Source organism: Puribacter membranae (genome assembly GCF_055380425.1).
Genome location: NZ_AP040167.1, coordinates 2207701 through 2229037, shown reverse-complemented (window position 1 = coordinate 2229037; position 21337 = coordinate 2207701). Strand labels below are relative to the sequence as shown.

At 47.5% G+C, this 21337-nt stretch carries 19 protein-coding genes; 4 read left to right on the top strand and 15 right to left on the bottom strand.

Features of this window, described 5'->3' with window-relative positions:
- Positions 1-25 precede the first annotated feature (25 nt).
- Positions 26-163 carry a LuxR C-terminal-related transcriptional regulator gene (locus ACZ41M_RS10710; protein ID WP_464731179.1) on the top strand — a complete coding sequence of 46 codons (138 nt, stop codon included), beginning with the start codon at positions 26-28 and terminating at the stop codon, positions 161-163.
- Here the strand turns inward: ACZ41M_RS10710 and ACZ41M_RS10705 are convergent.
- A complete protein-coding gene (locus ACZ41M_RS10705) occupies positions 120-2003 on the bottom strand; it encodes a sensor histidine kinase (protein ID WP_464731180.1) in 1884 nt (627 codons plus the stop codon). The genes ACZ41M_RS10710 and ACZ41M_RS10705 overlap by 44 nt on opposite strands.
- Positions 2000-2932 (bottom strand): DMT family transporter, encoded by a 933-nt coding sequence (locus tag ACZ41M_RS10700; protein WP_464731181.1) that lies wholly within the window; start codon positions 2930-2932, stop codon positions 2000-2002. The genes ACZ41M_RS10705 and ACZ41M_RS10700 overlap by 4 nt, the downstream gene beginning before the upstream one ends.
- Before the next feature lie 495 nt (positions 2933-3427).
- Between ACZ41M_RS10700 and ACZ41M_RS10695 the strand changes: the two genes are divergently transcribed.
- Entirely contained in the window at positions 3428-3808 is a 381-nt protein-coding gene (locus ACZ41M_RS10695) for a hypothetical protein (protein WP_464731182.1), read from the top strand.
- A 96-nt stretch (positions 3809-3904) separates the two neighbouring features.
- Positions 3905-4519 (top strand): hypothetical protein, encoded by a 615-nt coding sequence (locus ACZ41M_RS10690; protein WP_464731183.1) that lies wholly within the window; start codon positions 3905-3907, stop codon positions 4517-4519.
- A gap of 210 nt (positions 4520-4729) precedes the next feature.
- On the opposite strand, the gene rpsJ is transcribed toward ACZ41M_RS10690, so the two are convergent.
- The 5 genes from rpsJ to rpsL all read right to left on the bottom strand — a co-directional run bounded on the left by rpsJ (position 4730) and on the right by rpsL (position 9722).
- Positions 4730-5038 (bottom strand): 30S ribosomal protein S10, encoded by a 309-nt coding sequence (rpsJ, locus tag ACZ41M_RS10685; protein ID WP_464731184.1) that lies wholly within the window; start codon positions 5036-5038, stop codon positions 4730-4732.
- Between the two features lie 96 nt (positions 5039-5134).
- Positions 5135-6325, bottom strand: coding sequence for an elongation factor Tu (gene tuf, locus ACZ41M_RS10680; RefSeq protein ID WP_464731185.1), 1191 nt, complete (start codon positions 6323-6325; stop codon positions 5135-5137).
- Between the two features lie 78 nt (positions 6326-6403).
- Positions 6404-8506, bottom strand: coding sequence for an elongation factor G (gene fusA, locus ACZ41M_RS10675; protein WP_464731186.1), 2103 nt, complete (start codon positions 8504-8506; stop codon positions 6404-6406).
- Positions 8507-8725: 219 nt separating this feature from the next.
- Complete coding sequence (gene rpsG / locus ACZ41M_RS10670; RefSeq protein WP_464731187.1) at positions 8726-9196, bottom strand: 30S ribosomal protein S7; 471 nt, start codon at positions 9194-9196, stop codon at positions 8726-8728.
- 148 nt (positions 9197-9344) lie between these two features.
- Positions 9345-9722: a 30S ribosomal protein S12 gene (gene rpsL, locus ACZ41M_RS10665; protein ID WP_464732151.1), complete on the bottom strand. Its 378-nt coding sequence runs from the start codon at positions 9720-9722 to the stop codon at positions 9345-9347.
- Between the two features lie 404 nt (positions 9723-10126).
- Between rpsL and ACZ41M_RS10660 the strand changes: the two genes are divergently transcribed.
- Positions 10127-10825: a glycosyltransferase gene (locus ACZ41M_RS10660; RefSeq protein ID WP_464731188.1), complete on the top strand. Its 699-nt coding sequence runs from the start codon at positions 10127-10129 to the stop codon at positions 10823-10825.
- Positions 10826-10876: 51 nt separating this feature from the next.
- On the opposite strand, the gene rfbC is transcribed toward ACZ41M_RS10660, so the two are convergent.
- From rfbC to msbA, 8 genes are all read right to left on the bottom strand, one after another.
- Positions 10877-11431, bottom strand: coding sequence for a dTDP-4-dehydrorhamnose 3,5-epimerase (gene rfbC / locus ACZ41M_RS10655; protein WP_464731189.1), 555 nt, complete (start codon positions 11429-11431; stop codon positions 10877-10879).
- Positions 11428-12333: a glucose-1-phosphate thymidylyltransferase RfbA gene (gene rfbA / locus ACZ41M_RS10650; protein ID WP_464731190.1), complete on the bottom strand. Its 906-nt coding sequence runs from the start codon at positions 12331-12333 to the stop codon at positions 11428-11430. Before rfbA ends, rfbC begins: the two co-directional genes overlap by 4 nt.
- Before the next feature lies 1 nt (position 12334).
- Positions 12335-13255: a dTDP-4-dehydrorhamnose reductase gene (rfbD, locus tag ACZ41M_RS10645; protein ID WP_464731191.1), complete on the bottom strand. Its 921-nt coding sequence runs from the start codon at positions 13253-13255 to the stop codon at positions 12335-12337.
- Complete coding sequence (gene rfbB, locus ACZ41M_RS10640; protein WP_464731192.1) at positions 13252-14331, bottom strand: dTDP-glucose 4,6-dehydratase; 1080 nt, start codon at positions 14329-14331, stop codon at positions 13252-13254. The genes rfbD and rfbB overlap by 4 nt, the downstream gene beginning before the upstream one ends.
- 56 nt (positions 14332-14387) lie before the next feature.
- Entirely contained in the window at positions 14388-15344 is a 957-nt protein-coding gene (locus ACZ41M_RS10635; protein ID WP_464731193.1) for a glycosyltransferase, read from the bottom strand.
- Between the two features lie 20 nt (positions 15345-15364).
- Positions 15365-18232, bottom strand: a complete 2868-nt coding sequence (locus ACZ41M_RS10630) for a glycosyltransferase family 2 protein (RefSeq protein WP_464731194.1) — start codon at positions 18230-18232, stop codon at positions 15365-15367.
- 106 nt (positions 18233-18338) lie between these two features.
- Positions 18339-19466, bottom strand: coding sequence for a UDP-galactopyranose mutase (gene glf / locus ACZ41M_RS10625; RefSeq protein ID WP_464731195.1), 1128 nt, complete (start codon positions 19464-19466; stop codon positions 18339-18341).
- A gap of 20 nt (positions 19467-19486) precedes the next feature.
- Entirely contained in the window at positions 19487-21337 is a 1851-nt protein-coding gene (msbA, locus tag ACZ41M_RS10620) for a lipid A export permease/ATP-binding protein MsbA (RefSeq protein ID WP_464731196.1), read from the bottom strand.

The following is a 21337-nucleotide window of genomic DNA, read 5'->3' as shown; positions in this document are numbered from 1 at the left end:
ACTGGCTCAGGGCTTATCAAACAAAATGATTGCGCGCCAACTGGGCATCAGCGATTTGACCGTGAAAACCCATGTCAATTTGCTCTTTAAGCAAATGAGCGTGAAAAATCGCGCTGAGGCTACGGCTTTGTTTTTACGACAAAAGTGTCAGGCACCACTTTAACCTCAGGGGCGCACAGCAATTTTACCGCCGCTTCCCGCAAATCCTGCTCTTTCACCGGTTTTTGCACAATCACACTGCCTTTGCGAATATAAATACTTGGCACAACCGCCGGATCCTCCGCCAAGAAAATCACCGGACAATACCAAGCCTCCAGCATATTCATCGAACTGACACTTCGCCCATGCTGACTGCGCATATTAAGCACCAGCTCCACCCAAATTTGCCGCCCCACTTGATAATCCGTAATGATCAAATCCGGCCGCCAAACATTGGGCGCACCCCATTCCGGCGCGAACAAGCTGGAGACCGCGCTCAATGCACCATGACTATTGAGCGCAGCTCGAACCTCGACACCCCATGCGCTCAGCGTATAGGCCATGCGCTGCAACAACTCATTGTCCCCATCAATCAATAAGATTCGCTTCCCTCGAAGGACGTCGTTCAACATATCCTCCTGATGCGATTGGGGATCAAGTGGCAATCGCTCCGCCGCAACCCCACCCACAACAGCCGGCATCGAAAGGCGAAACACACTACCTCGCCCCAGCGCAGAGCTCACCCCAATACTCAAATGCAATATATTCGCCAAGCGACGCACAATCGGCAGCCCCAACCCGTATCCTTGTCGCCCCACCTGTGTCGCCTGCTGAACCTGAAAGAAATCCTTAAAAATATCATCCTGATGTTCTACCGCAATCCCTCGCCCAGAGTCACGCACCTCAATCGACTGAAGCGCTTTGCGATAACCCAGCCACACCACCCCTTGATCCGTATAAGTGATGGCATTACCAATCAAATTCCCCAAAATCCGCGCCAACAGCAGGCGATCCGTATGCACCTGCACATCGGTCATAGACATCCGCAGCTGCAACCCCTTCTCTGCGGCTTGCAGACCATATTCGCGCATCAAATCATTGAACACCGACTGCAGCGGAAACGTTTGCAAACTCACGCTCAAACCACCGGTCTCCATGCGATTGATGTCCAAAAAGTGATTAAACATTTGCGCCAGCGTATTCACGCTGCCCATCATCTGCTCAACCACACTTTTTGCCGAGCTTGGCAATTTACGCTCCAGCCGCAAAGTCTCTAACAACAAACCAATCGCATGCAGCGGCTGACGCAAATCATGATTGGCCGCCGCAAAAAACATCGCTCGATCGCGATTCGCCGCCTCAGCCAAGGCCAGCGCAATTTCACTGATTTCCTTTTCCGCCGCAATTTTTTTAGACAACTCCTCCACCCGATAATGATTCAGCGCGGACGAGCGAAAGTACTGCGAACTAATGACCGCGCACGAGCTGAGCATCAAGCCCACCAAGATAAACGCCATCATATAAAAAATGCCCTCCGCGCCAGAGTTCAAGGCATAAAACAAAATAGCCGGCAGCAACAATCCCAACAAACACACCACAAAAATCCGCACATTGAACAAATGCATGCCATACAACAACACCGCGTACACCAAAATCAAAATATTAATGGGCAGAAACAAATCGCTACCACCCCAAGCCACCAGCCAAATACCGCAACCAATGCCCAAACAACTCAACAAATTAAGCAATAAAACCATACGCTCCCATGTCGTTACAGACACAGAATCCTCATAAAACAGATAAGCGGTATACAAACCCATTTCCAGCAAAACCACCACGATCAAACCAATTGACCAACCCAACAACAACGGCGTGGAAAGATAACCATCATAAATACCAAAAATAAACCCCGCGGTGATGATACTGATCAACGAAAAATTCAGATGCAAGCCCGAAGAAAAGCGAACTCGATCAGCAACCAATCGGTGCGCATATTGCAAACCCTCAAACGCCACACTGCTCATGACACCACCTCTTTCGACGATTTCGCGCGTTTAGCCACTCGCAGCTGCACATACGCCGTCACCTGCACCAAAATGATGGCCAGCATAATTAACCCAGCCCCCATCAGATTACGCAGACTAAACGGCTCATTCAAAACAAACCACCCAACCGCCGCGCCGAACAACGCCTCAAGACTCAAAATAATCGCAGCCACCGGCGGACTCACCCAACGCTGTCCATAAATTTGCAAGGTATACGCCACCACCCCAGAGAGCAGTCCCGCATAAAGCAAATACCAGCGCACCTCAATCAACGCCGCCCAACGCCACGGCTCGCGCAACAGCCACGAACTCACACCACTCAAAACCGCACACGTCGCCATCTGAACAAAAGCCAAAGGCAAAACCCGCCCCCGCTCTTGACTACGCCCCATCGCCCCCACATGCACCGCCCACAGCAACGAACCGAGCAAAATCCACCAATCACTGCGACCAATCTCAAACGCATGCGTACTGGTGGTCAACAAAAACAAGCCCAAACACCCCAAACCCGCCATACTCAACTGCCAAGAAGCAATCGGCGTCGAAAACAGCAAAAAAGCAACAAATGGCACAAAAACAATATACAAACCCGTGATAAAACTGGCTCGATACACCCAAGCCTCCACCAAGCCGATTTGCTGCGCACCCAAGGCCAACCAAAGCCAGAACCCCAGAATCACCCCCGCACGCCATTCACCCGAACTCAATCGCCAGCGCTTTCCCTGCCCAGCCTCGCGCTGAAACCCCAGCAACAGCGCCAAAACAAGCGCCGGCAAAGCGCTGCGCAAGGCATTGAACAACAAAGGCCCCATATACACCATCGCCAATTTTTGAGGCCAGAACCCCACACCCCAAATCATCGCGCACAACCACAATGCCAAATGAGCCAAGCGGAAAGAACCGTTCATACACCTCCAAAAACGATGGGTCAAAAAAACCTACCTGATATACCCAATATGAAACAAAAGCCCTTGAAAGTAAAGGAAAAATCACCTCCAAACCGCATCAACCACCCCGCCCAACCAACTACCCTCGACAAATCATCTCAAACGCAACACATGACCGCCACACTCCCCCGACACAACCTTTTTATGCTTGCATTACCAACCAAACACGCAGTGCCGCCAAGCATCAGTCAAAACGACGCCGCACACCATGCGGCACGCATCACCCAGCCCAGTTAGAGCCCATTACACCAAGTGTTGTACTCCTCCGAAATCCTTGAAAACACAGGCTTACACGCGTAATCTGAACTCAACAACACGACTGATTCAGCATCCAAAAAATCACCCCGTGTTGGCTCAGCACCGTCACCAAAACCCTGCCGAGCAAAACGCTTATCCATTGAAGAGGCAACCATAGACAAGCGACCTCCCTTTCATTTGCCTCATAGGAGATTCACTATGTTACGCACCAAAATCGCTCTCATCACCGCCGCCATCCTGTGCACAGCAGTTGCTCATGCAGGCTCCATCACCGCAGGTACAGGTAGCGCTGGTTCCAGCTCAGCCTCTACCTCCAGCGGCATCGCCGGCGCCTTCACCATCGGCACAGGCATTCACGGCGCAACCACCACCAACACCAGCGCAGGCAACGCGGTCTCTGGCGCCGTCGTGACACCCTCCAGCATCGTCACACAGTCGACAACTGCTTCAACATCTCAAAACACTGGCGTCTCAGGTGGCTTGGGCTTTGGCGCAGCAGGAGCAGTCGGCACCTCCGGCTCAACCACAGGTGCAGGCGCGACCGGCCATATGAACACGCTGCTGTGGGTATTCCCATAATCCGCGAGGATTCACTTAAAAGATCGTGTGCTTAACACGAGTTCGACAGGGGAGAACGGCCTAACAGCCCAGTATCCCCTTTTTTAGGAGCATCAAATGAAAACCGTTTTAAAAATCATCGTACTGAGCAGCCTGTTAATCTCCGCACCATGGACGCACGCACAATCCAGCACGACCACCGCCAACTCGGATTCCAACGCCAACTCAACGGCGACCGGTAATGCCAATGGCACCAACACCAATATCATCAATTTTCCGAGCGGCCCCGCCAACAGCGCCCACCAAGAAACCGTGGAATACAAAGGCAGCTACACCATGAAAAGCGCACCCGCGCTGTATGCCCCACCGTTGGTCACCACCATGACCGACACCTGCATGGGTTCCACCAGCATGGGTGCCTCCTTCTCAGGGTTCGGATTCAACGGCGGCAGTACTTGGACGGATAAAAACTGCGTTCGTCGCCTCGATGCGCGGGAATTTCGCGCCATGGGCATGAACGATGTCGCGATTGCTTTGCTGTGTCAAAACCCGGAAAATCAACTCGCCGTTGAGGCCACAGGACGCGCGTGCCCAAACGCAAAAGCCAATGCTCAGACCGAGATCCGCGACCTCAAAGCGGTTGATACCACGCCAATAGCTGCGACGCCCCATGACAGCGCTTCTTCAACCGCAGCCAGCGCACCTCGACCAGAGCGCGAGAGTAAACGCTAATCCTTCATATTTAATCCGAACGAGCAGCCGATACCGCCGACCAGCGCCACGCCCAGCCCCCTGCTTGAAACAAACATTGAGCGCGTGAATCTCTATTCGTACAAAAACAAAACCGCCCAAAATCCAGCGCAATGCCCAATAAAAAACGCACCCAAAGGTGCGTTTTTTACAACTCATACGTGATTCGTCTGAATCAGTCGGTTTAATGAATTAAACCTTGATTTCAACATCCACGCCTGCAGGCAAGTCCAGCTTCATCAAAGCATCCACTGTTTTTTCGGTCGGATCAACGATGTCCATCAAACGTTGATGCGTACGAATTTCGAACTGATCACGCGAGGTTTTATTCACGTGCGGTGAGCGCAAAATATCAAAGCGTTGGATACGTGTTGGCAAAGGAACCGGACCTTTTACGATCGCGCCCGTGCGCTTTGCTGTTTCCACGATTTCAGCTGCTGATTGATCAATCAAACGATAGTCGAATGCTTTCAAACGAATACGAATTTTTTGCTTAGCCATTTTTTGCTTTCCAAAGAACGAGGTGATTGCTCACCGATTAAATAAAGAACAATAACTTGCATGAGATGGCGCACCATCCCATGCTGCTACAACACATTACGCCGTGATCTTAGCTACGACACCGGCGCCGACGGTACGGCCGCCTTCGCGAATCGCGAAACGCAAGCCTTCTTCCATCGCGATTGGCGCGATCAATTCTACGGACATAGATACGTTGTCACCCGGCATCACCATTTCTTTGTCTGCTGGCAAAGTCACGGCACCGGTCACGTCAGTAGTACGGAAGTAGAATTGCGGACGGTAGTTGTTAAAGAATGGGGTGTGACGACCACCTTCTTCTTTGGACAATACGTATACTTCCGCGTCGAATTTGGTGTGTGGGTTGATGGAACCTGGTTTGGCCAATACTTGACCGCGCTCTACGTCTTCACGCTTGGTACCACGCAACAGTACACCCACGTTGTCACCGGCCTGACCTTGATCCAGCAATTTGCGGAACATTTCTACACCGGTACAGGTGGTTTTTTGGGTTGGTTTGATACCAACGATTTCGATCTCTTCGCCGACTTTAACGATACCACGTTCGATACGACCGGTTACGACGGTACCACGACCAGAAATAGAGAATACGTCTTCGATTGGCATCAGGAATGTGCCGTCAACCGCGCGTTCCGGAGTTGGGATGTAGCTGTCTAATGCTTCGCCCAAAGCCAAGATGGATGGCTCGCCGATGTCTGATTGGTCACCTTCCAATGCCAATTTGGCAGAACCTTTGACGATAGGCAAGTCGTCGCCTGGGAAGTCGTATTTGGACAGCAGTTCGCGAACTTCCATTTCGACCAATTCCAACAATTCTTCGTCGTCAACCATGTCGCATTTGTTCAGGTAGACGATGATGTACGGTACACCTACTTGGCGCGCCAACAGGATGTGTTCGCGGGTTTGTGGCATTGGGCCGTCAGCGGCCGAGCACACCAGAATCGCGCCGTCCATTTGCGCCGCACCGGTAATCATGTTTTTCACATAGTCGGCGTGACCCGGGCAGTCTACGTGGGCGTAGTGGCGACCTGCGGTTTCGTACTCGACGTGCGCAGTGTTGATGGTAATACCACGTGCTTTTTCTTCTGGTGCCGCGTCAATATCCGCGTAGCCTTTGGCTTCACCACCGAATTTTTTGGTCAATACCGTCGTGATCGCCGCGGTCAATGTCGTTTTACCGTGATCCACGTGACCAATCGTACCTACGTTCACGTGCGGTTTGGTACGTTCAAACTTGCCTTTTGCCATTTTAGTTTCCTTTAATATCAAAGAATTGAGTTGTTTTTGTCGGGCTTAGATTCATTCCGCACCCGAGCATTTTATCTATTATTTAGCGCGCGCGCTCATTACGGCTTCAGCGACATTACGCGGTGCTTCTGAGTAATGTTTGAATTCCATTGAGTAGGTTGCGCGACCTTGTGTTGCTGAACGCAGGTCAGTTGAGTAACCGAACATTTCAGACAACGGCACTTCCGCTTTGATGATTTTGCCGCCGCCAATCATATCGTCCATACCTTGAACGATACCACGACGTGAAGACAAATCACCCATTACGGTACCGGTGTATTCTTCAGGGGTTTCAACTTCGACCGCCATCATAGGTTCGAGCAATACTGGGTTGGCTTTTTTCATACCTTCTTTAAACGCCATCGAGCCGGCCATGCGGAACGCATTTTCGTTCGAGTCAACGTCATGGTATGAACCGAAGTGAACCGTTACTTTCACGTCAACCACAGGATAGCCTGCAACCACACCGGCTTTCAATGTTTCTTCCACACCTTTGGCAACCGCAGGGATGAACTCACGAGGAATCACACCACCTTTGATTTCGTCTACGAATTGGAAGCCTGCACCCGGCTCTTGCGGTTCGAGTTTCAATACCGCGTGACCGTATTGACCACGACCGCCCGACTGCTTGACAAATTTCGCTTCGGCATTTTCGACCACGTTGCGGATGGTTTCACGATAGGCCACTTGTGGTTTACCCACATTGGCTTCTACGTTGAATTCACGCTTCATACGGTCAACGATAATTTCCAAGTGCAATTCGCCCATACCGCCGATGATCGTTTGACCGGATTCTTCGTCGGTTGATACACGGAAAGACGGATCTTCTGCTGCCAAACGGTTCAAGGCCAAACCCATTTTTTCTTGGTCAGCTTTAGTTTTCGGCTCAACCGCTTGCGAAATCACCGGCTCAGGGAAGACCATGCGTTCCAAGATGATGGGCGCGTCCAACGCACACAGGGTTTCACCCGTCGTGACTTCTTTCAGGCCGATACACGCGGCAATGTCACCCGCCAATACTTCCTCGATCGGTTCGCGACTGTTCGCATGCATCTGTACGATACGACCCACGCGTTCTTTTTTGTCTTTCACCGAGTTCAACACGGTTTCGCCAGATTTCAAAATACCTGAGTACACGCGCACGAAGGTCAATTGGCCTACGAATGGGTCGGTCATCAATTTGAACGCCAAAGCGGAGAATTTTTCGTTGTCGCTGGCTTTACGGGTCACGTGGTTACCACGGTCGTCTTCACCCTCGATCGCTTTCACGTCCACCGGCGATGGCATGTAGTCCAAAACCGCGTCCAGCATAGCTTGTACGCCTTTGTTTTTGAACGCAGTGCCACACATCATCGGCTGAATTTCGCACGCCAATGTGCGGGTGCGCAAACCAACTTTGATGTCTTCTTCGGACAAATCGCCTTCTTCGAGGTATTTGTTCATCAAGTCTTCTGACGCTTCCGCTGCAGACTCAACCATTTTTTCACGCCATTCTTGCGCAGTTGCTTCCAAATCAGCCGGAATATCGCGGTACTCAAATTTCGTCCCTTGAGACGCCTCATCCCAGAAAATGGCTTTCATTTTGACCAAATCCACCACACCTTGGAAATTTTCTTCCGCGCCGATTGGAATTTGAATCGGTACTGGATTGCCGCGCAAGCGGGTTTTCATACCGTCGTACACTTTGAAGAAGTTCGCGCCGGTACGGTCCATTTTATTGACGAATGCCAAACGGGGCACCGCGTATTTATTGGCCTGACGCCAAACGGTTTCGGATTGCGGCTGAACACCACCGACCGCACAGTACACCATGCACGCGCCGTCCAATACACGCATAGAACGCTCCACCTCAATGGTAAAGTCCACGTGACCCGGGGTGTCAATGATGTTGATGCGGTGCTCTGGGTAGTTACCTGCCATACCTTTCCAAAACGTGGTGGTCGCCGCAGAGGTAATGGTAATACCACGCTCTTGCTCTTGTTCCATCCAGTCCATAGTTGCCGCGCCGTCGTGAACCTCACCGATCTTGTGATTCACGCCCGTGTAAAACAATACGCGCTCAGTCGTGGTGGTTTTACCCGCATCAATGTGTGCAGAAATACCAATATTACGATAGCGCTCAATAGGGGTCTTGCGAGCCATAATTATCCTTTTTGAAAAAAGTAAAAAATGGTTTACTCTCTTCGTTTGTTATTAATCAGCGACTGCCTTTTCAGTATAAAACTCAAACAGCAATCTAAATTCTTTATTGTAATTTTTGCACGTTTAAGGGCGCAGGCCGCGGCATCGCGACGCACGCTGTACAATCAGTACAGCAAGGAGCGATAACAAAGCCATGCGCTCCTTAAACACAGCAAAAAATTAGAAGCGGAAATGCGAGAACGCTTTATTCGCTTCAGCCATACGGTGCACTTCATCACGCTTTTTCATCGCACCGCCACGACCTTCGGAGGCATCCAACAATTCGCCTGCCAAACGCAACGCCATGGTTTTTTCACCGCGTTTTTTGGCTGCCTCACGCAACCAACGCATAGACAAGGCCATACGGCGTGACGGACGCACTTCAACCGGCACTTGATAGTTCGCACCACCGACACGGCGGCTTTTCACTTCAACCAATGGTTTTGCGTTGTTCAACGCAGTCATAAACACTTCCAACGGATCCTTGCCGGTTTTGTTGGCAATTTGATCCAAGGCACCATAAGCAATGCCTTCTGCTACAGATTTTTTACCCGATAACATGATCACGTTCATGAACTTGGCCAGTTCTACGCTGCCAAACTTTGGATCTGGCAAAATGTCACGTTTAGGGACTTCACGACGACGAGGCATCTCATCTTCCTTTCTTCAGTTGGTCACAACGACCTTGACAACCCATAATCAAAACTTCAACTTCGAGCCGTCACTTACTCGGTAGTTTGAACATTACAAACCCACCGTAGTTGTTAAACAAAAATTTCAAACTTAATTCAATCGCAGATTACGCTTTTTTAGGACGTTTCGCGCCGTATTTAGAGCGTGATTGCTTACGATCTTTAACACCTTGCAAGTCCAAAGAACCGCGTACGATGTGGTAACGAACACCCGGCAAGTCTTTCACACGACCACCGCGAATCAACACAACGCTATGCTCTTGCAAGTTATGGCCTTCACCACCGATGTATGAAATCACCTCAAAGCCGTTGGTCAAACGCACTTTGGCAACTTTACGCATCGCAGAGTTAGGTTTCTTAGGAGTTGTGGTATACACACGGGTACACACACCGCGTTTTTGCGGGCAATTTTCCAAAGCAGGACTTTTGCTCACTTCACGCACTTGAGTACGCGGTTTGCGCACTAACTGGTTAATAGTTGGCATTGTTTTTAATCCAATAATAAACATTTCACTCATTTAATCACGGCGTATACGCTGCCAAACACAACGCAACACACTTTTCACCCAACCGTTCACCATACATCGCAGCCAAGTTACTGATTAAACACGTATTTCAATCGAAATTGACAAACTAATACACCTCGCCTATTTCAACGAACTTGCCATCATACGCCAACAAGCCAATAAAATCAATGGCTTAATCTTCGAAAAGACGCAATTCAACCGGTTTTATCGAAATTACAACAAGCCGTCCGAAGACCGTCATTCGATTAACGTCGTAGCGAAGCCCTCAAAAAGCCGTGTGCGCGTTTGCAATTACCGACAAATTCGGACACAATAGCCCAACGATCCACCTCGCGAAACAACACATGGTTAATGTCATCTGCATGAAATGGGGCACTAAGTACGGCCCCGAATACGTCAACACCCTACACAATATGGTCCAGCGCCATTTGACCCTGCCGCATCGTTTTGTCTGTCTGACCGACAGCACCGAAGGGCTGAACGCAGGCATTGAAACCTTCCCCATTCCGCCCATGCCAATTGAATTGAACGGGCCTGAGCGCGGCTGGAAAAAATTGTTAACATTTGCGCCGACTTTATACGACCTGCACGGCGACACCCTGTTTCTCGACATTGACATCATCGTCACCGGCAGTTTGGATGAATTTTTCACGCAAAAGGGAGACGTATTGATCATTCGCGAGTGGAAACCCCGTCACGGCTTGGGCAACTCCTCAGTATATCGCTTCAAAATCGGCGCTCATCCGGATGTATTGGACTATTTCACACACAACTTTGAGCAAATCAAGCAGGATTTCCGCCACGAGCAGGCGTTTTTGTGTGACTATTTGAGCAAAAAAGGCGCGTTGGGATTTTGGCCGGAAGGCTGGGTGCGCAGCTTCAAACGCCACTGTATGCACTATTTTCCCAAATCTTTATTCGTCCCGCCTCAATTGCCCAATAATACCCGCGTATTGATCTTCCACGGCAGACCCAACCCCGATGAAGCGATTATCGGTAAAACCGGCAAATGGTATCGGTTTGCCCGGCCTGCCGCGTGGATTAAGGATTATTGGAAATAAGTAAGCAATCAAAAATGGGCAGAAAAACCTGCCCATTTTTGAATCCCCAACTCAATCAAACAAATACTGCTGCTCCGACAATTTCGGTGCCAGTCGATCTTTTTCAGACAACAATGGCTGGCCATCAAACGCCGGCCAGTCAATGGCAATGCTCGGATCATTCCAGATGATGGCTTGTTCGCAGTCTTTCGCCCAATAGTCCGTGGTTTTATACAAAAACTCCGCATACTCGGACAACGTTAAAAACCCATGCGCAAATCCGGGCGGAATCCAAAGTTGTCGCTTATTTTCAGCCGACAAATACACGCCCACCCACTGCCCGAAGGTTGGCGAGCTTTTGCGGATATCCACCGCCACGTCAAAGACTTCGCCCACCACACAACGCACCAATTTGCCCTGCGGATGCGGCGGCAGTTGATAGTGCAGACCGCGTAAAACACCTTTGGCCGAACGTGAGTGATTGTCCTGAACAAACGCTACGTCATAACCCGCAGCTTGATTGAATTTGGCTTGATTGAAGCTTTCAAAAAAGAAGCCTCGCTCATCACCAAACACCGCAGGTTCGATGATTTTGACGTCAGTAATCGCGGTATCGACGATTTTCATACATGCTCCTTGGAAATTTTGATGAGATATTGGCCGTAATCGCTCTTGAGGAACGGTTGTGCCAAACGCACCAACACATCCCGATCAATATAGCCCATGCGATAGGCGATTTCTTCAACACAGGCGATTTGTTGCCCTTGGCGCTTTTGAATCATCGCCACAAAAGTGCCCGCATCACGCAAGGAATCATGTGTACCTGTATCCAGCCACGCATAGCCACGATCCATCGTTTGAACACGTAATGTACCATTTTCCAAATAAATTCTATTCAAATCAGTGATTTCCAACTCGCCACGCACCGATGGCTGAATGGTTTTGGCATGCTGGACCACATCGGCATCATAAAAATACAAGCCCGTCACTGCAAAATTGGATTGGGGTTGAGTTGGTTTTTCTTCGATGCTGACGGCTTTTTTATCTTCATCAAACGCCACCACGCCATAGCGTTCGGGGTCTTGGACGTGATAGGAAAACACGGTCGCGCCATCCTCCTGATGATTGGCATCTCGCAACAATTGATACAGATCATGTCCGAAAAAGATGTTATCACCCAAAACCAGCGCTGCCGGATGCCCATCGAGAAATGCTTCGCCCAGCAAAAATGCCTGCGCCAAGCCATCGGGCGACGGCTGAACCTCATAGGAGAAAGACAAGCCCCATTGCGAACCATCGCCGAGCAATTCTTCAAACCGACCAATATCATGCGGTGTGCTAATGATGAGAATCTCTTGAATCCCCGCCAGCATCAACACCGACAACGGATAATAAATCATCGGTTTATCGTACACCGGCAGCAGTTGTTTACTGACCGCCATGGTGATCGGGTACAAACGCGTCCCCGAACCGCCCGCCAAAATGATCCCTTTGCGCTGATGTGGATTCAGCTTTTCGGTATGAGCCATGTTATAAATCCTGAGTGATTAATTGAAAAACGCGACGAACACCCTCTTGCCAATCGGGCAAACGAAGGCCAAAAGTATTCTGTAGTTTTTCGGTATTCAAACGCGAATTCAGCGGACGCTTGGTCGGCGTCGGATACGCGCTGCTCGGAATCGCACCAATCGCCTCAGGTGCAACCTTCAACGACAAGCCCGCTACTTGCGCGAGCCGTCCGATATATTGAGCATAACCATGCCACGACGTCTCTCCACCAGCGACCAAATGATAAGTGCCGTAATCAACCGAGTCATTGAGCTGGCGTTTTTGCCAAGTATCACGCACCACATGTGACGTCACGTCAGCCAGCAGCGCCGCCGAGGTCGGTGCGCCAATTTGATCGGCCACCACGTTCAACGTCTCACGCTCTTGCATCAGACGCAGCATGGTTTTAAGGAAGTTCGCACCATACGCACCAAACACCCAGCTGGTGCGAAATATAAAATGCTCCGGCAAGGCAGAACGTACCGCTTGTTCACCTTTTTCCTTACTCGCACCATAAACCGATTGCGGCGCAACGGCATCATCTTCGACGTACGGCGTTTCGCCCGAACCTTCAAACACATAGTCGGTGGAGTAATGCACCATGAACGCGCCATGCGCTGCCGCCCATTGCGCCATCACAGCAGGGGCATGCTCGTTCACCGCATAGGCTGCATCGACATCAGACTCCGCCTTGTCCACGGCGGTATAGGCGGCCGGATTGACAATGATGTCGGGGCACTCTGCATCCAACAAAGCGCGTAGCGCGTCTGCATCACCTAAATCCAAATCGGCACGCACCAGCGCTTTGATTACCCCCAAGGGTGCGAGCGTGCGCGTTAACTCAAAGCCGACTTGCCCATCCGTACCGGTAATTAATATTTTGGGTAAACGAGGTGCGCTCATGATTGCGCCCCACTGTGATCGTGACCGTATTGTTTATCCGTCCACTCGCGATACGCGCCGCTGGTGACATTATTAGTCCATTCGTTGTTATCCAAATACCATTGAACAGTTTTGCGAATGCCGGTTTCAAAGGTCTCTGCCGGCTTCCAGCCCAATTCGCGCTCCAATTTACGCGCATCAATCGCGTAGCGACGATCATGCCCCGGACGATCGGTCACAAAGGTAATTTGCTCGGCATACGATTGGCCATCCGCGCGCGGCGACAACTCATCAAGCAAGGCACAAATGGTATGAACCACATCCAAATTGGCTTTTTCATTCCAACCGCCGACGTTATAAGTTTCGCCCAATTGCCCCGCCTCCAACACGCGGCGAATCGCGCTGCAATGATCTTTGACATACAGCCAATCGCGAATCTGCTGACCATCGCCGTAAATTGGCAAAGATTTACCCGCGCGTGCGTTCAAAATGACCAACGGAATCAATTTTTCAGGGAAATGGTACGGGCCATAATTGTTGCTGCAATTCGTAGTCAACACCGGCAAACCATAAGTGTGATGCCACGCGCGCACGAGGTGATCGGAGGCTGCTTTACTCGCCGAGTACGGGCTGTTCGGCTCATAACGATTGGTTTCGGCAAACGGCGGATCATCCGCCGCCAACGTGCCATACACCTCATCGGTCGACACATGCAAAAAACGGAACGCGGATTTTTGTGGCTCCGACAAGTTATTCCAATAGGCACGTACAGATTCAAGCAAATTAAACGTCCCCACCACATTGGTTTGAATGAAATCCGACGGCCCATGAATCGAACGATCCACATGCGACTCCGCCGCAAAATTCACCACCGCACGTGGCTGGTATTTTGCCAACAGCTCCGAAATCACCGTGGTGTCGCCGATATCCGCCTGCACAAACACATGGTTTGGATTGTCCTTGAGCGACGCCAAAGTCTGTAAATTCCCTGCATAGGTTAATTTATCTACATTCACCACACCCTCATCAGAGCCGCCCAACCAATCCAACACAAAATTACCACCGATAAAACCAGCTCCGCCAGTCACTAAAATCATTTAAATCCTCAACTTCTTATCAATTAAATAACCAATTTATTGTTTATAAAGCCACGCTAAAACAATCGGAATCGCTTAATAGTTGCTTGCAGCAATGTAATTAGGGTTCCATTCCGAATGGAGAATTGAACTATCGTAAACCAACTCTCTTTTTTTTCATACACCTGTCTAAGTGTTTTATTCTTCAACTGGCTTTTTTGGACAACTTCAATTTCTTTTACTAGACCAAGTTTCTTTGCATCATCCAATCGCTGACTACAAACATCATCATGAGTTCTCAAACGTTTTAACTCAAAAGCTTGCCGCTCAATCGGATTGGTCGGCTTATTCCTACCGCCCTGCGATATTCCAGATCCAATTCGATACAGAACCAACGGTTCAGCACTGAAAGCGAAGGCAGACGCTCCGCCCATCATTTGTGCACGAGACGCCATTACTAAATCTTCATACAGCGCAGGATAACGCAAAAAACCAAATGTGTCCCATAAAGAGCGATGCCAAGCACATGTTGCGCCGATAATAATTGAGTATTTACTTAACAAAGCATTACCCGCTAAATTTTTTTTGACTATTGGTGGATCAACATAGCCCATCTCTTTACCATAACTGTTGATTTCGATCACACTTGAATGTACGATTAAAACCTTACCATCACCATTCGCAAACAAATCCATCGTGCGCACGACACGCTCCGGAGCGCTAATATCATCTCCTGCTGCATAAACAATAAACTCTCCAGAGCAGAGTCCAATAACCTTATTAATATGCCCAACCAACCCCAAGTTATGCTCATTCCTACGCAAAATGACCCGATGATGCCCGCGATAACTGCTCACCACATCCTGCATCACCTTGTAAGTACCATCGATAGAACAATCATCTGACAATATAATTTCAATCGAGCCTCCATGCTGATGCAAGACCGACTCGCATGCTTGCCTCACAAATTGCTCTTGATTGTATGCAATTAAAATTAAACTTACATTATAGGGCTTATGTTTTCTTGAGCTCATAAAATCCTTTTAATAAGTTCTTAGTTCGATACTTCTTGAGAAAGGTCACGAATCATTTCATTCAACAAGGCCTGGCTTTTTTCAATCATATCTTTGTATTGAGTATTTTGAAATCCCCACAATGTTGACGTCGCATCCTCTTTATGCCCAACCAAAAAAGGACTCACAATCAACCCCTTAATGCCGTCATGCTGCTCAATATAGCGGTCTATGGTGTTGCTTGGCATATGAATTTTGTCATCCCAGTCAATGATTTTTTGATACGATGTTTTATTATAAATATTAAACACCATACTAACCAAACGATTGATCGCATAAAATGCCTCATTATCTGATTGGATTGCCGAGTTAAAAATCTCTGTTTCTTTAGACAAATCAGCAATTAAACCTGAAAAAACATCCCAAGGTTCATCTGCTTTCGTCAAAGCTTGTTTTACATGCGAATATCTACGCTCGAAGCGCTCATCAAGCAAGACATCATCTTCACATATCGTTACTTGAGGCAGATCTAAATCTTTTGCCATTCGCATCATCAATTTATAACTCAAGCCACAGCCAACCCAGCCAATATTGTGCCGCAAACCTGGAAAAACCCAAATATCATGCACATTATCCTTATCAAAGTCCTTTCTTCTATCGGTTGTTTCAGCAAGGCTCAAACACCAGAAGTCATTCTGCGGCTTAATATAATCAGAACATAACTTGTAGAACTCATCAAAATCCAGTAAGTCCTGAGACAGTAAGAAACGGTTAAAATAAAACTCAAACTTGTTGGGTCTGTCTTTTAGCTGTCGTATCGCATCAACTCTCGATTGGAAGTATGATTGATCATTAAGCAAACGCTCAACCTTCGCGACCATGGCATCAACATCATCAATCCCGACAAAATCCACTACGTGTTCTATGTCACCATGCTCAAATTGATCGCTACCAACCTCAGATACAATAGCTTTATTTAAGGATAAACACTCATAGATCCTTGTTATTTCTAACAAGGCGTTTTCATAATAATGCACATTAACAATCACTTTTGCTTTTTTGAGCTGAGTATACAGATCTTCGCCAAACACCTCCGAAATCACTAACACCGAGAATTTTTCACGCAGTTTGCTTAAAAATATTTGACGACTCTCACTCTTGACATCCCCATAAAATGCCACATCATACTCAAAATCACCACAACCCATGATTTCAGTATTTTCTAGCGTTGGCAACACATCAACAGGTAAATAATATAGCTTTTTGAATGGCATACCATGGTCTTGTAAAAAAGCAATATTTGTCAATGAATAATCAAAAACAAACGCCGCTTTCCTCAAACGATCAAAGTATTCTTGTGTAAACCATCGACTTGAGACACTTTGCTCCATTTGAAAAGCAAAATAAGCGGAAGGCAAAGATTCAAACATTTGAGGACAAACTACAAAATGCCACTTATTCGCATACCCAGAAACCGGCTTATCAAAAATGATTTCGGTGTCAATGTTGATTTTCTTTAGACTGTACGAGATCAGTTGTGCGATGTAAGATGTATGTCGCGTCGCCAATATAACAACACCATTTTTCGGATTCTCTATATCACCGCGCTCAGATAATGTTAATTCTCTATGCTTGCTTTCAATTAAAAACCGCTTAACAACTTTAAAACTGGATGTCTCTTTAAACAGGCGTCGACAAGCCTGATAGGCCTTACCGACACTTCCTTGTTCTTTAACTAGCCTTTGAAATCCTTTTCGATAACGATTTGCTGAGCTAATCGCTTGCTCTGTCTTAATCAACGGTTTAAACAGACGCAATATCCATAATTTTTTATATTTATGGTGGCTTCCCTGTAACTTTTCGATGTGCTGCCGTACAGACCACAATTCCTGCTGCATGGACGATAATTCCTGCTGCGTGGACGATAATTCCTGCTGTATTGTTTCAAATTGCACTCGTAACACTTGGCTGTTTTGAGCAAACAGCATCGCTACTCTATCCAAACTGCGTACCAAATTGGCATTATTTAAATGCAGATATTTATGCTCGATAGTATTAGGATTTAATTGTCCTTTGCGTAAACTCACTCCTCCAGTATAAAAAGAAGGAACACCATAAGATTTGGCAATTTCTCTGCATTTCTCCATGCTAATCTGGTAATTTTTTGACACGATTTCCCGCCGCATTTGAAAAACATGAAAAGACTCTCCATCTCCTAATGATCTACTACTTAGCGCAATCGCACCAGTCAATATTTTAGCAATTGCCTGCTCCTTTGAGCGAATAGGAAAATGAGCGATGGCAATATGTTGCAAAAAAGTTTGCTCAATCATCTCCCCAGTTTGCTTCTTGATTAAAAAATGATTACCTGCAACCGTGTGTGCATTTTTCAATATATCCCTTGAGTAAATGGCTTTTTGGTGGATCAGCGGGGGTTGAGTACACTCTGAAAACTCTTGGAAATGATTAATGTAATCACACGATTGGCCTTTATCGATTGGTAAGAAATTCAACCATCGAAGAGCTACAACACCTTGTTGTTTGAGCTGTTTTAAATGAGTATGGAAAAACTCCCTATATTTTTCCATTTGTCCATAGACGGCAGCATCCGGATGAATACAAATGAACTCATCTGCATCAAGCAGCATAAAAACATCTGCATCAGATTGCATTTGTGCACTTGTCAATAAACGAGCAGAAAGTTGTTGCTGCTGATAACCAAGAGTTGAGTCTTGTGATAAATGAAGAGGCAACCCTTCTTCTTGCAATTTTTGTAGAATTAAAAAAGTATTGTCATCGCTACCATTATCCAAAACAAATAGCTCATCTGCAAATTGGAGATTATGACGTACAAACGATTCAATAATATCTGCTTCATTTTTCACCATGGATAAAACTGTAAACTTCATTTGAATCTCTCTTTAATATACTCTTAAAATTAAAGTGCGGAATGAGAGCAAGGCCTTACAAATGGTATGGATTTGTTTCCCACGTCTCTATTCAATCAATTTGCACTTAGCACTTAAAGTCACCCGTGCAGATAAAGTGATGCGCAACACTCAACGCTTCTACTATACTCACATCCATATCAAGGTAGCGGTAGGTACCCAAACGCCCCACAAATGTCATATTCGGTTCAGCTTTAGCCAACTCGACGTACTCATTCAGCATGGCTTTTTCCTCCACCAATCGAATCGGATAGTACGGAATATCCTGCTCACCGCAGGAGCGCGAGAACTCTTTGAAATACACCGTGCGCTCATGTGATTCCCACGGTGCAAAATGCTTGTGCTCGGAAATACGCGTAAACGGCACATCCTGATCGCCATAGTTCACCACCGCGCCACCTTGATAATCACCTTCGGCCTCATGGCGTTCAAAATCCAGCGTGCGATAGCCCAAACGCCCCTTAGCAAAATCAAACCACGCATCAATCGGGCCACTGTAGAACACATGCGCCACATCCGTGCGTGCGCATACCTCGTCACGCGACAACTTTTGACCCAACGTCACAGAAATATTCGGATGATCCAGCATCGCCTGCACAATGTGGGTGTAACCATGCTCCGGCATCCCCTGGAAACGGTGATTGAAATAGTTATCATCGTAGTTAAAACGCAAAGGCAGTCGTTGCAAAATACTGGCGGGTAAATTTTTCGGATCCGTACCCCATTGTTTCAGCGTATATCCTTTGAAAAATGCTTCGTATAACTCTTTACCCACGAATTTCAAAGCCTGCTCTTCAAAGGATTTTGGCTCCTCAATGCTGTTGTCCGCTTTTTCCTGAATCAGCGCGCGCGCCTCATCGGGGCGCAAAGCCACATCGAAAAATTGATTGATGGTGTGCAAGTTCACCGGCAAAGAATACACCTTGCCTTTAGCCACCGTTTTCACGCGATTCACATACGGCATAAAGCGATCAAAGCGCTGCACATATTCCCACACGCGCTCATTATCCGTATGAAAAATATGCGGACCGTATACATGCACCATCACGCCGGTTGACGCATCGCGCTCGGTATGGCAATTGCCCGCCACATGCGTGCGCGCATCGACCACCTCGACAAATAGCCCCGCTTCGGCCAGCTCTCGCGCAATCACTGCTCCAGAAAGCCCCGCACCAATCACCAATATTTTTTTCATGAATATCCTGTGTGCACTGATTAAGCATTCAATTGCGGCATGGTTCTCAGTTTGGCGTAATAACCTTCCGCTTGCATCAATTGCTGGTGCGTTCCTTGTTCAATGATATGACCTTCATCCATCACGACAATCCGATCCGCCTGTTCAATCGTCGTCAGTCGATGCGCAACGATAATGCTGGTTCTACCATGCATGAGACGCTCTAAAGCTTGCTGCACCAAACGTTCTGACTCATTGTCCAGCGCGCTAGTGGCTTCATCCAGCAATAAAATCGGCGCATCTTTCAAAATGGCGCGAGCAATCGATACGCGCTGACGTTGTCCACCTGATAGTTGATTACCATTCGCACCAATGCGTTGATGCCAACCTTCCGGAGCTTGCATCACAAACTCCCATAAATTAGCAGCTTTTAGGGCATTTTCGACATCTGCATCCGTTGCGTTTGGCCGACTATAAATCACATTTTGATACAAGGTATCATCAAATAAGAAAACATCCTGCGACACCAATGCAAACTGTCGTCGCAAGTTGTCCAATTTAACTTCTTGGATATTAATCCCATCGATCAATATGTACCCAGAAGTAGGGGAAACGAAGCGCGGAAGTAAGTTGACTGCTGTTGTTTTCCCACTACCCGAACGCCCCACCAACGCAATTTTTTCACCTGGACGAATATCGAGACTGAATTGATCCAATGCTTTTTTGGCTTGACCTTGATATTGCACCGTCACACGATCAAACTTCAGGGCGCCTTTTACTGAATCGATTTCGATAGTGCCTTGATCGTCCTCATTCGGTGTATCCAAAAATTCGCATACCGAGTCGGAGGCGATAAACATGGCTTGCATCGGAATACTGATATTGGACAAATTTTTAATCGGACTAACCATTTGCAGCATGGCCACGATAAAAGCCATAAATTCACCAATGGTCGTTTGCCCCGCCTGGCTTTGCCACAAAGCAATGAAAATTACGATCGCCAATGCCAATGAAGCAATGAGCTCACTGAATGGTGAGCGCGCAGACGATGCTTGGTTCATTTTTTTGGTAAAACGAACAATACGGTTGTTAACAAAAGTAAATCGTTCTAATGCATTGGCATAGCCGCCAAACAGCTTTACTACACGATGCCCTTGATGAACCTCATTGATTACATTGGTCATATCAGCCACACCAGCCTGAGCACCTGCCTGTATTTTTTTCAACCGATCTCGATAATACCGAGACAGCCACGACAATACGGGGAAAATCAGTAAAACCACCAAGCTTAGTTGCCAATTTAAATACAACAACACAAACACCAAACCAATAACAATCATGGTATCTCGCGTCAGTGTGATAAATACATTGCTGGCACTGTTCATAACCATATCTGCTTGCAGCAAAAACCGACTGGAAATAATGGCCGAAGGAACTTCCTGCTGATATTTTGAGGGTAGAAATAACATTTTATTAAACATATCACTTCTTAAGCGACTCAAAGCCACCGCCCCAACCCATGACAATAAATAGGAACTGATATAACGACAAGTACCTCTAATCACCACCAACAATATAAAAAATAAGGGAACAGCCCAAATTTTATTGGCTGTCCCCCAAATCATATAATTGAGCCTATCTTTAAGATGTAATACCGTATTTAATACTCCTTGTACACCTTCATTCAATGGTACAGACCGTGGCGGCGCAAAACCGAAATTCACCAATGGCGCGATAAAAGCAGCCAAATAACTTTCTGTCGCGGCAACACCCACAATGGCAATGAGTGCGAAGATAATGCGCGACTTATAAGGGCGCACATACTCCATCAATCGCATAAAATTATGCGAATCTTCTTTGGAAAACAACCCAAATGTTAATTTTTCAATCAT

Coding starts and splice junctions, on each gene's coding strand:
- ACZ41M_RS10710 (WP_464731179.1), top strand. CDS start 26: ATGATTGCGCGCCAACTGGGCATCAGCGATTTGACCGTGAAAACCCAT.
- ACZ41M_RS10705 (WP_464731180.1), bottom strand. CDS start 2,003: ATGAGCAGTGTGGCGTTTGAGGGTTTGCAATATGCGCACCGATTGGTT.
- ACZ41M_RS10700 (WP_464731181.1), bottom strand. CDS start 2,932: ATGAACGGTTCTTTCCGCTTGGCTCATTTGGCATTGTGGTTGTGCGCG.
- ACZ41M_RS10695 (WP_464731182.1), top strand. CDS start 3,428: ATGTTACGCACCAAAATCGCTCTCATCACCGCCGCCATCCTGTGCACA.
- ACZ41M_RS10690 (WP_464731183.1), top strand. CDS start 3,905: ATGAAAACCGTTTTAAAAATCATCGTACTGAGCAGCCTGTTAATCTCC.
- rpsJ (WP_464731184.1), bottom strand. CDS start 5,038: ATGGCTAAGCAAAAAATTCGTATTCGTTTGAAAGCATTCGACTATCGT.
- tuf (WP_464731185.1), bottom strand. CDS start 6,325: ATGGCAAAAGGCAAGTTTGAACGTACCAAACCGCACGTGAACGTAGGT.
- fusA (WP_464731186.1), bottom strand. CDS start 8,506: ATGGCTCGCAAGACCCCTATTGAGCGCTATCGTAATATTGGTATTTCT.
- rpsG (WP_464731187.1), bottom strand. CDS start 9,196: ATGCCTCGTCGTCGTGAAGTCCCTAAACGTGACATTTTGCCAGATCCA.
- rpsL (WP_464732151.1), bottom strand. CDS start 9,722: ATGCCAACTATTAACCAGTTAGTGCGCAAACCGCGTACTCAAGTGCGT.
- ACZ41M_RS10660 (WP_464731188.1), top strand. CDS start 10,127: ATGAAATGGGGCACTAAGTACGGCCCCGAATACGTCAACACCCTACAC.
- rfbC (WP_464731189.1), bottom strand. CDS start 11,431: ATGAAAATCGTCGATACCGCGATTACTGACGTCAAAATCATCGAACCT.
- rfbA (WP_464731190.1), bottom strand. CDS start 12,333: ATGGCTCATACCGAAAAGCTGAATCCACATCAGCGCAAAGGGATCATT.
- rfbD (WP_464731191.1), bottom strand. CDS start 13,255: ATGAGCGCACCTCGTTTACCCAAAATATTAATTACCGGTACGGATGGG.
- rfbB (WP_464731192.1), bottom strand. CDS start 14,331: ATGATTTTAGTGACTGGCGGAGCTGGTTTTATCGGTGGTAATTTTGTG.
- ACZ41M_RS10635 (WP_464731193.1), bottom strand. CDS start 15,344: ATGAGCTCAAGAAAACATAAGCCCTATAATGTAAGTTTAATTTTAATT.
- ACZ41M_RS10630 (WP_464731194.1), bottom strand. CDS start 18,232: ATGAAGTTTACAGTTTTATCCATGGTGAAAAATGAAGCAGATATTATT.
- glf (WP_464731195.1), bottom strand. CDS start 19,466: ATGAAAAAAATATTGGTGATTGGTGCGGGGCTTTCTGGAGCAGTGATT.
- msbA (WP_464731196.1), bottom strand. CDS start 21,337: ATGATTGAAAAATTAACATTTGGGTTGTTTTCCAAAGAAGATTCGCAT.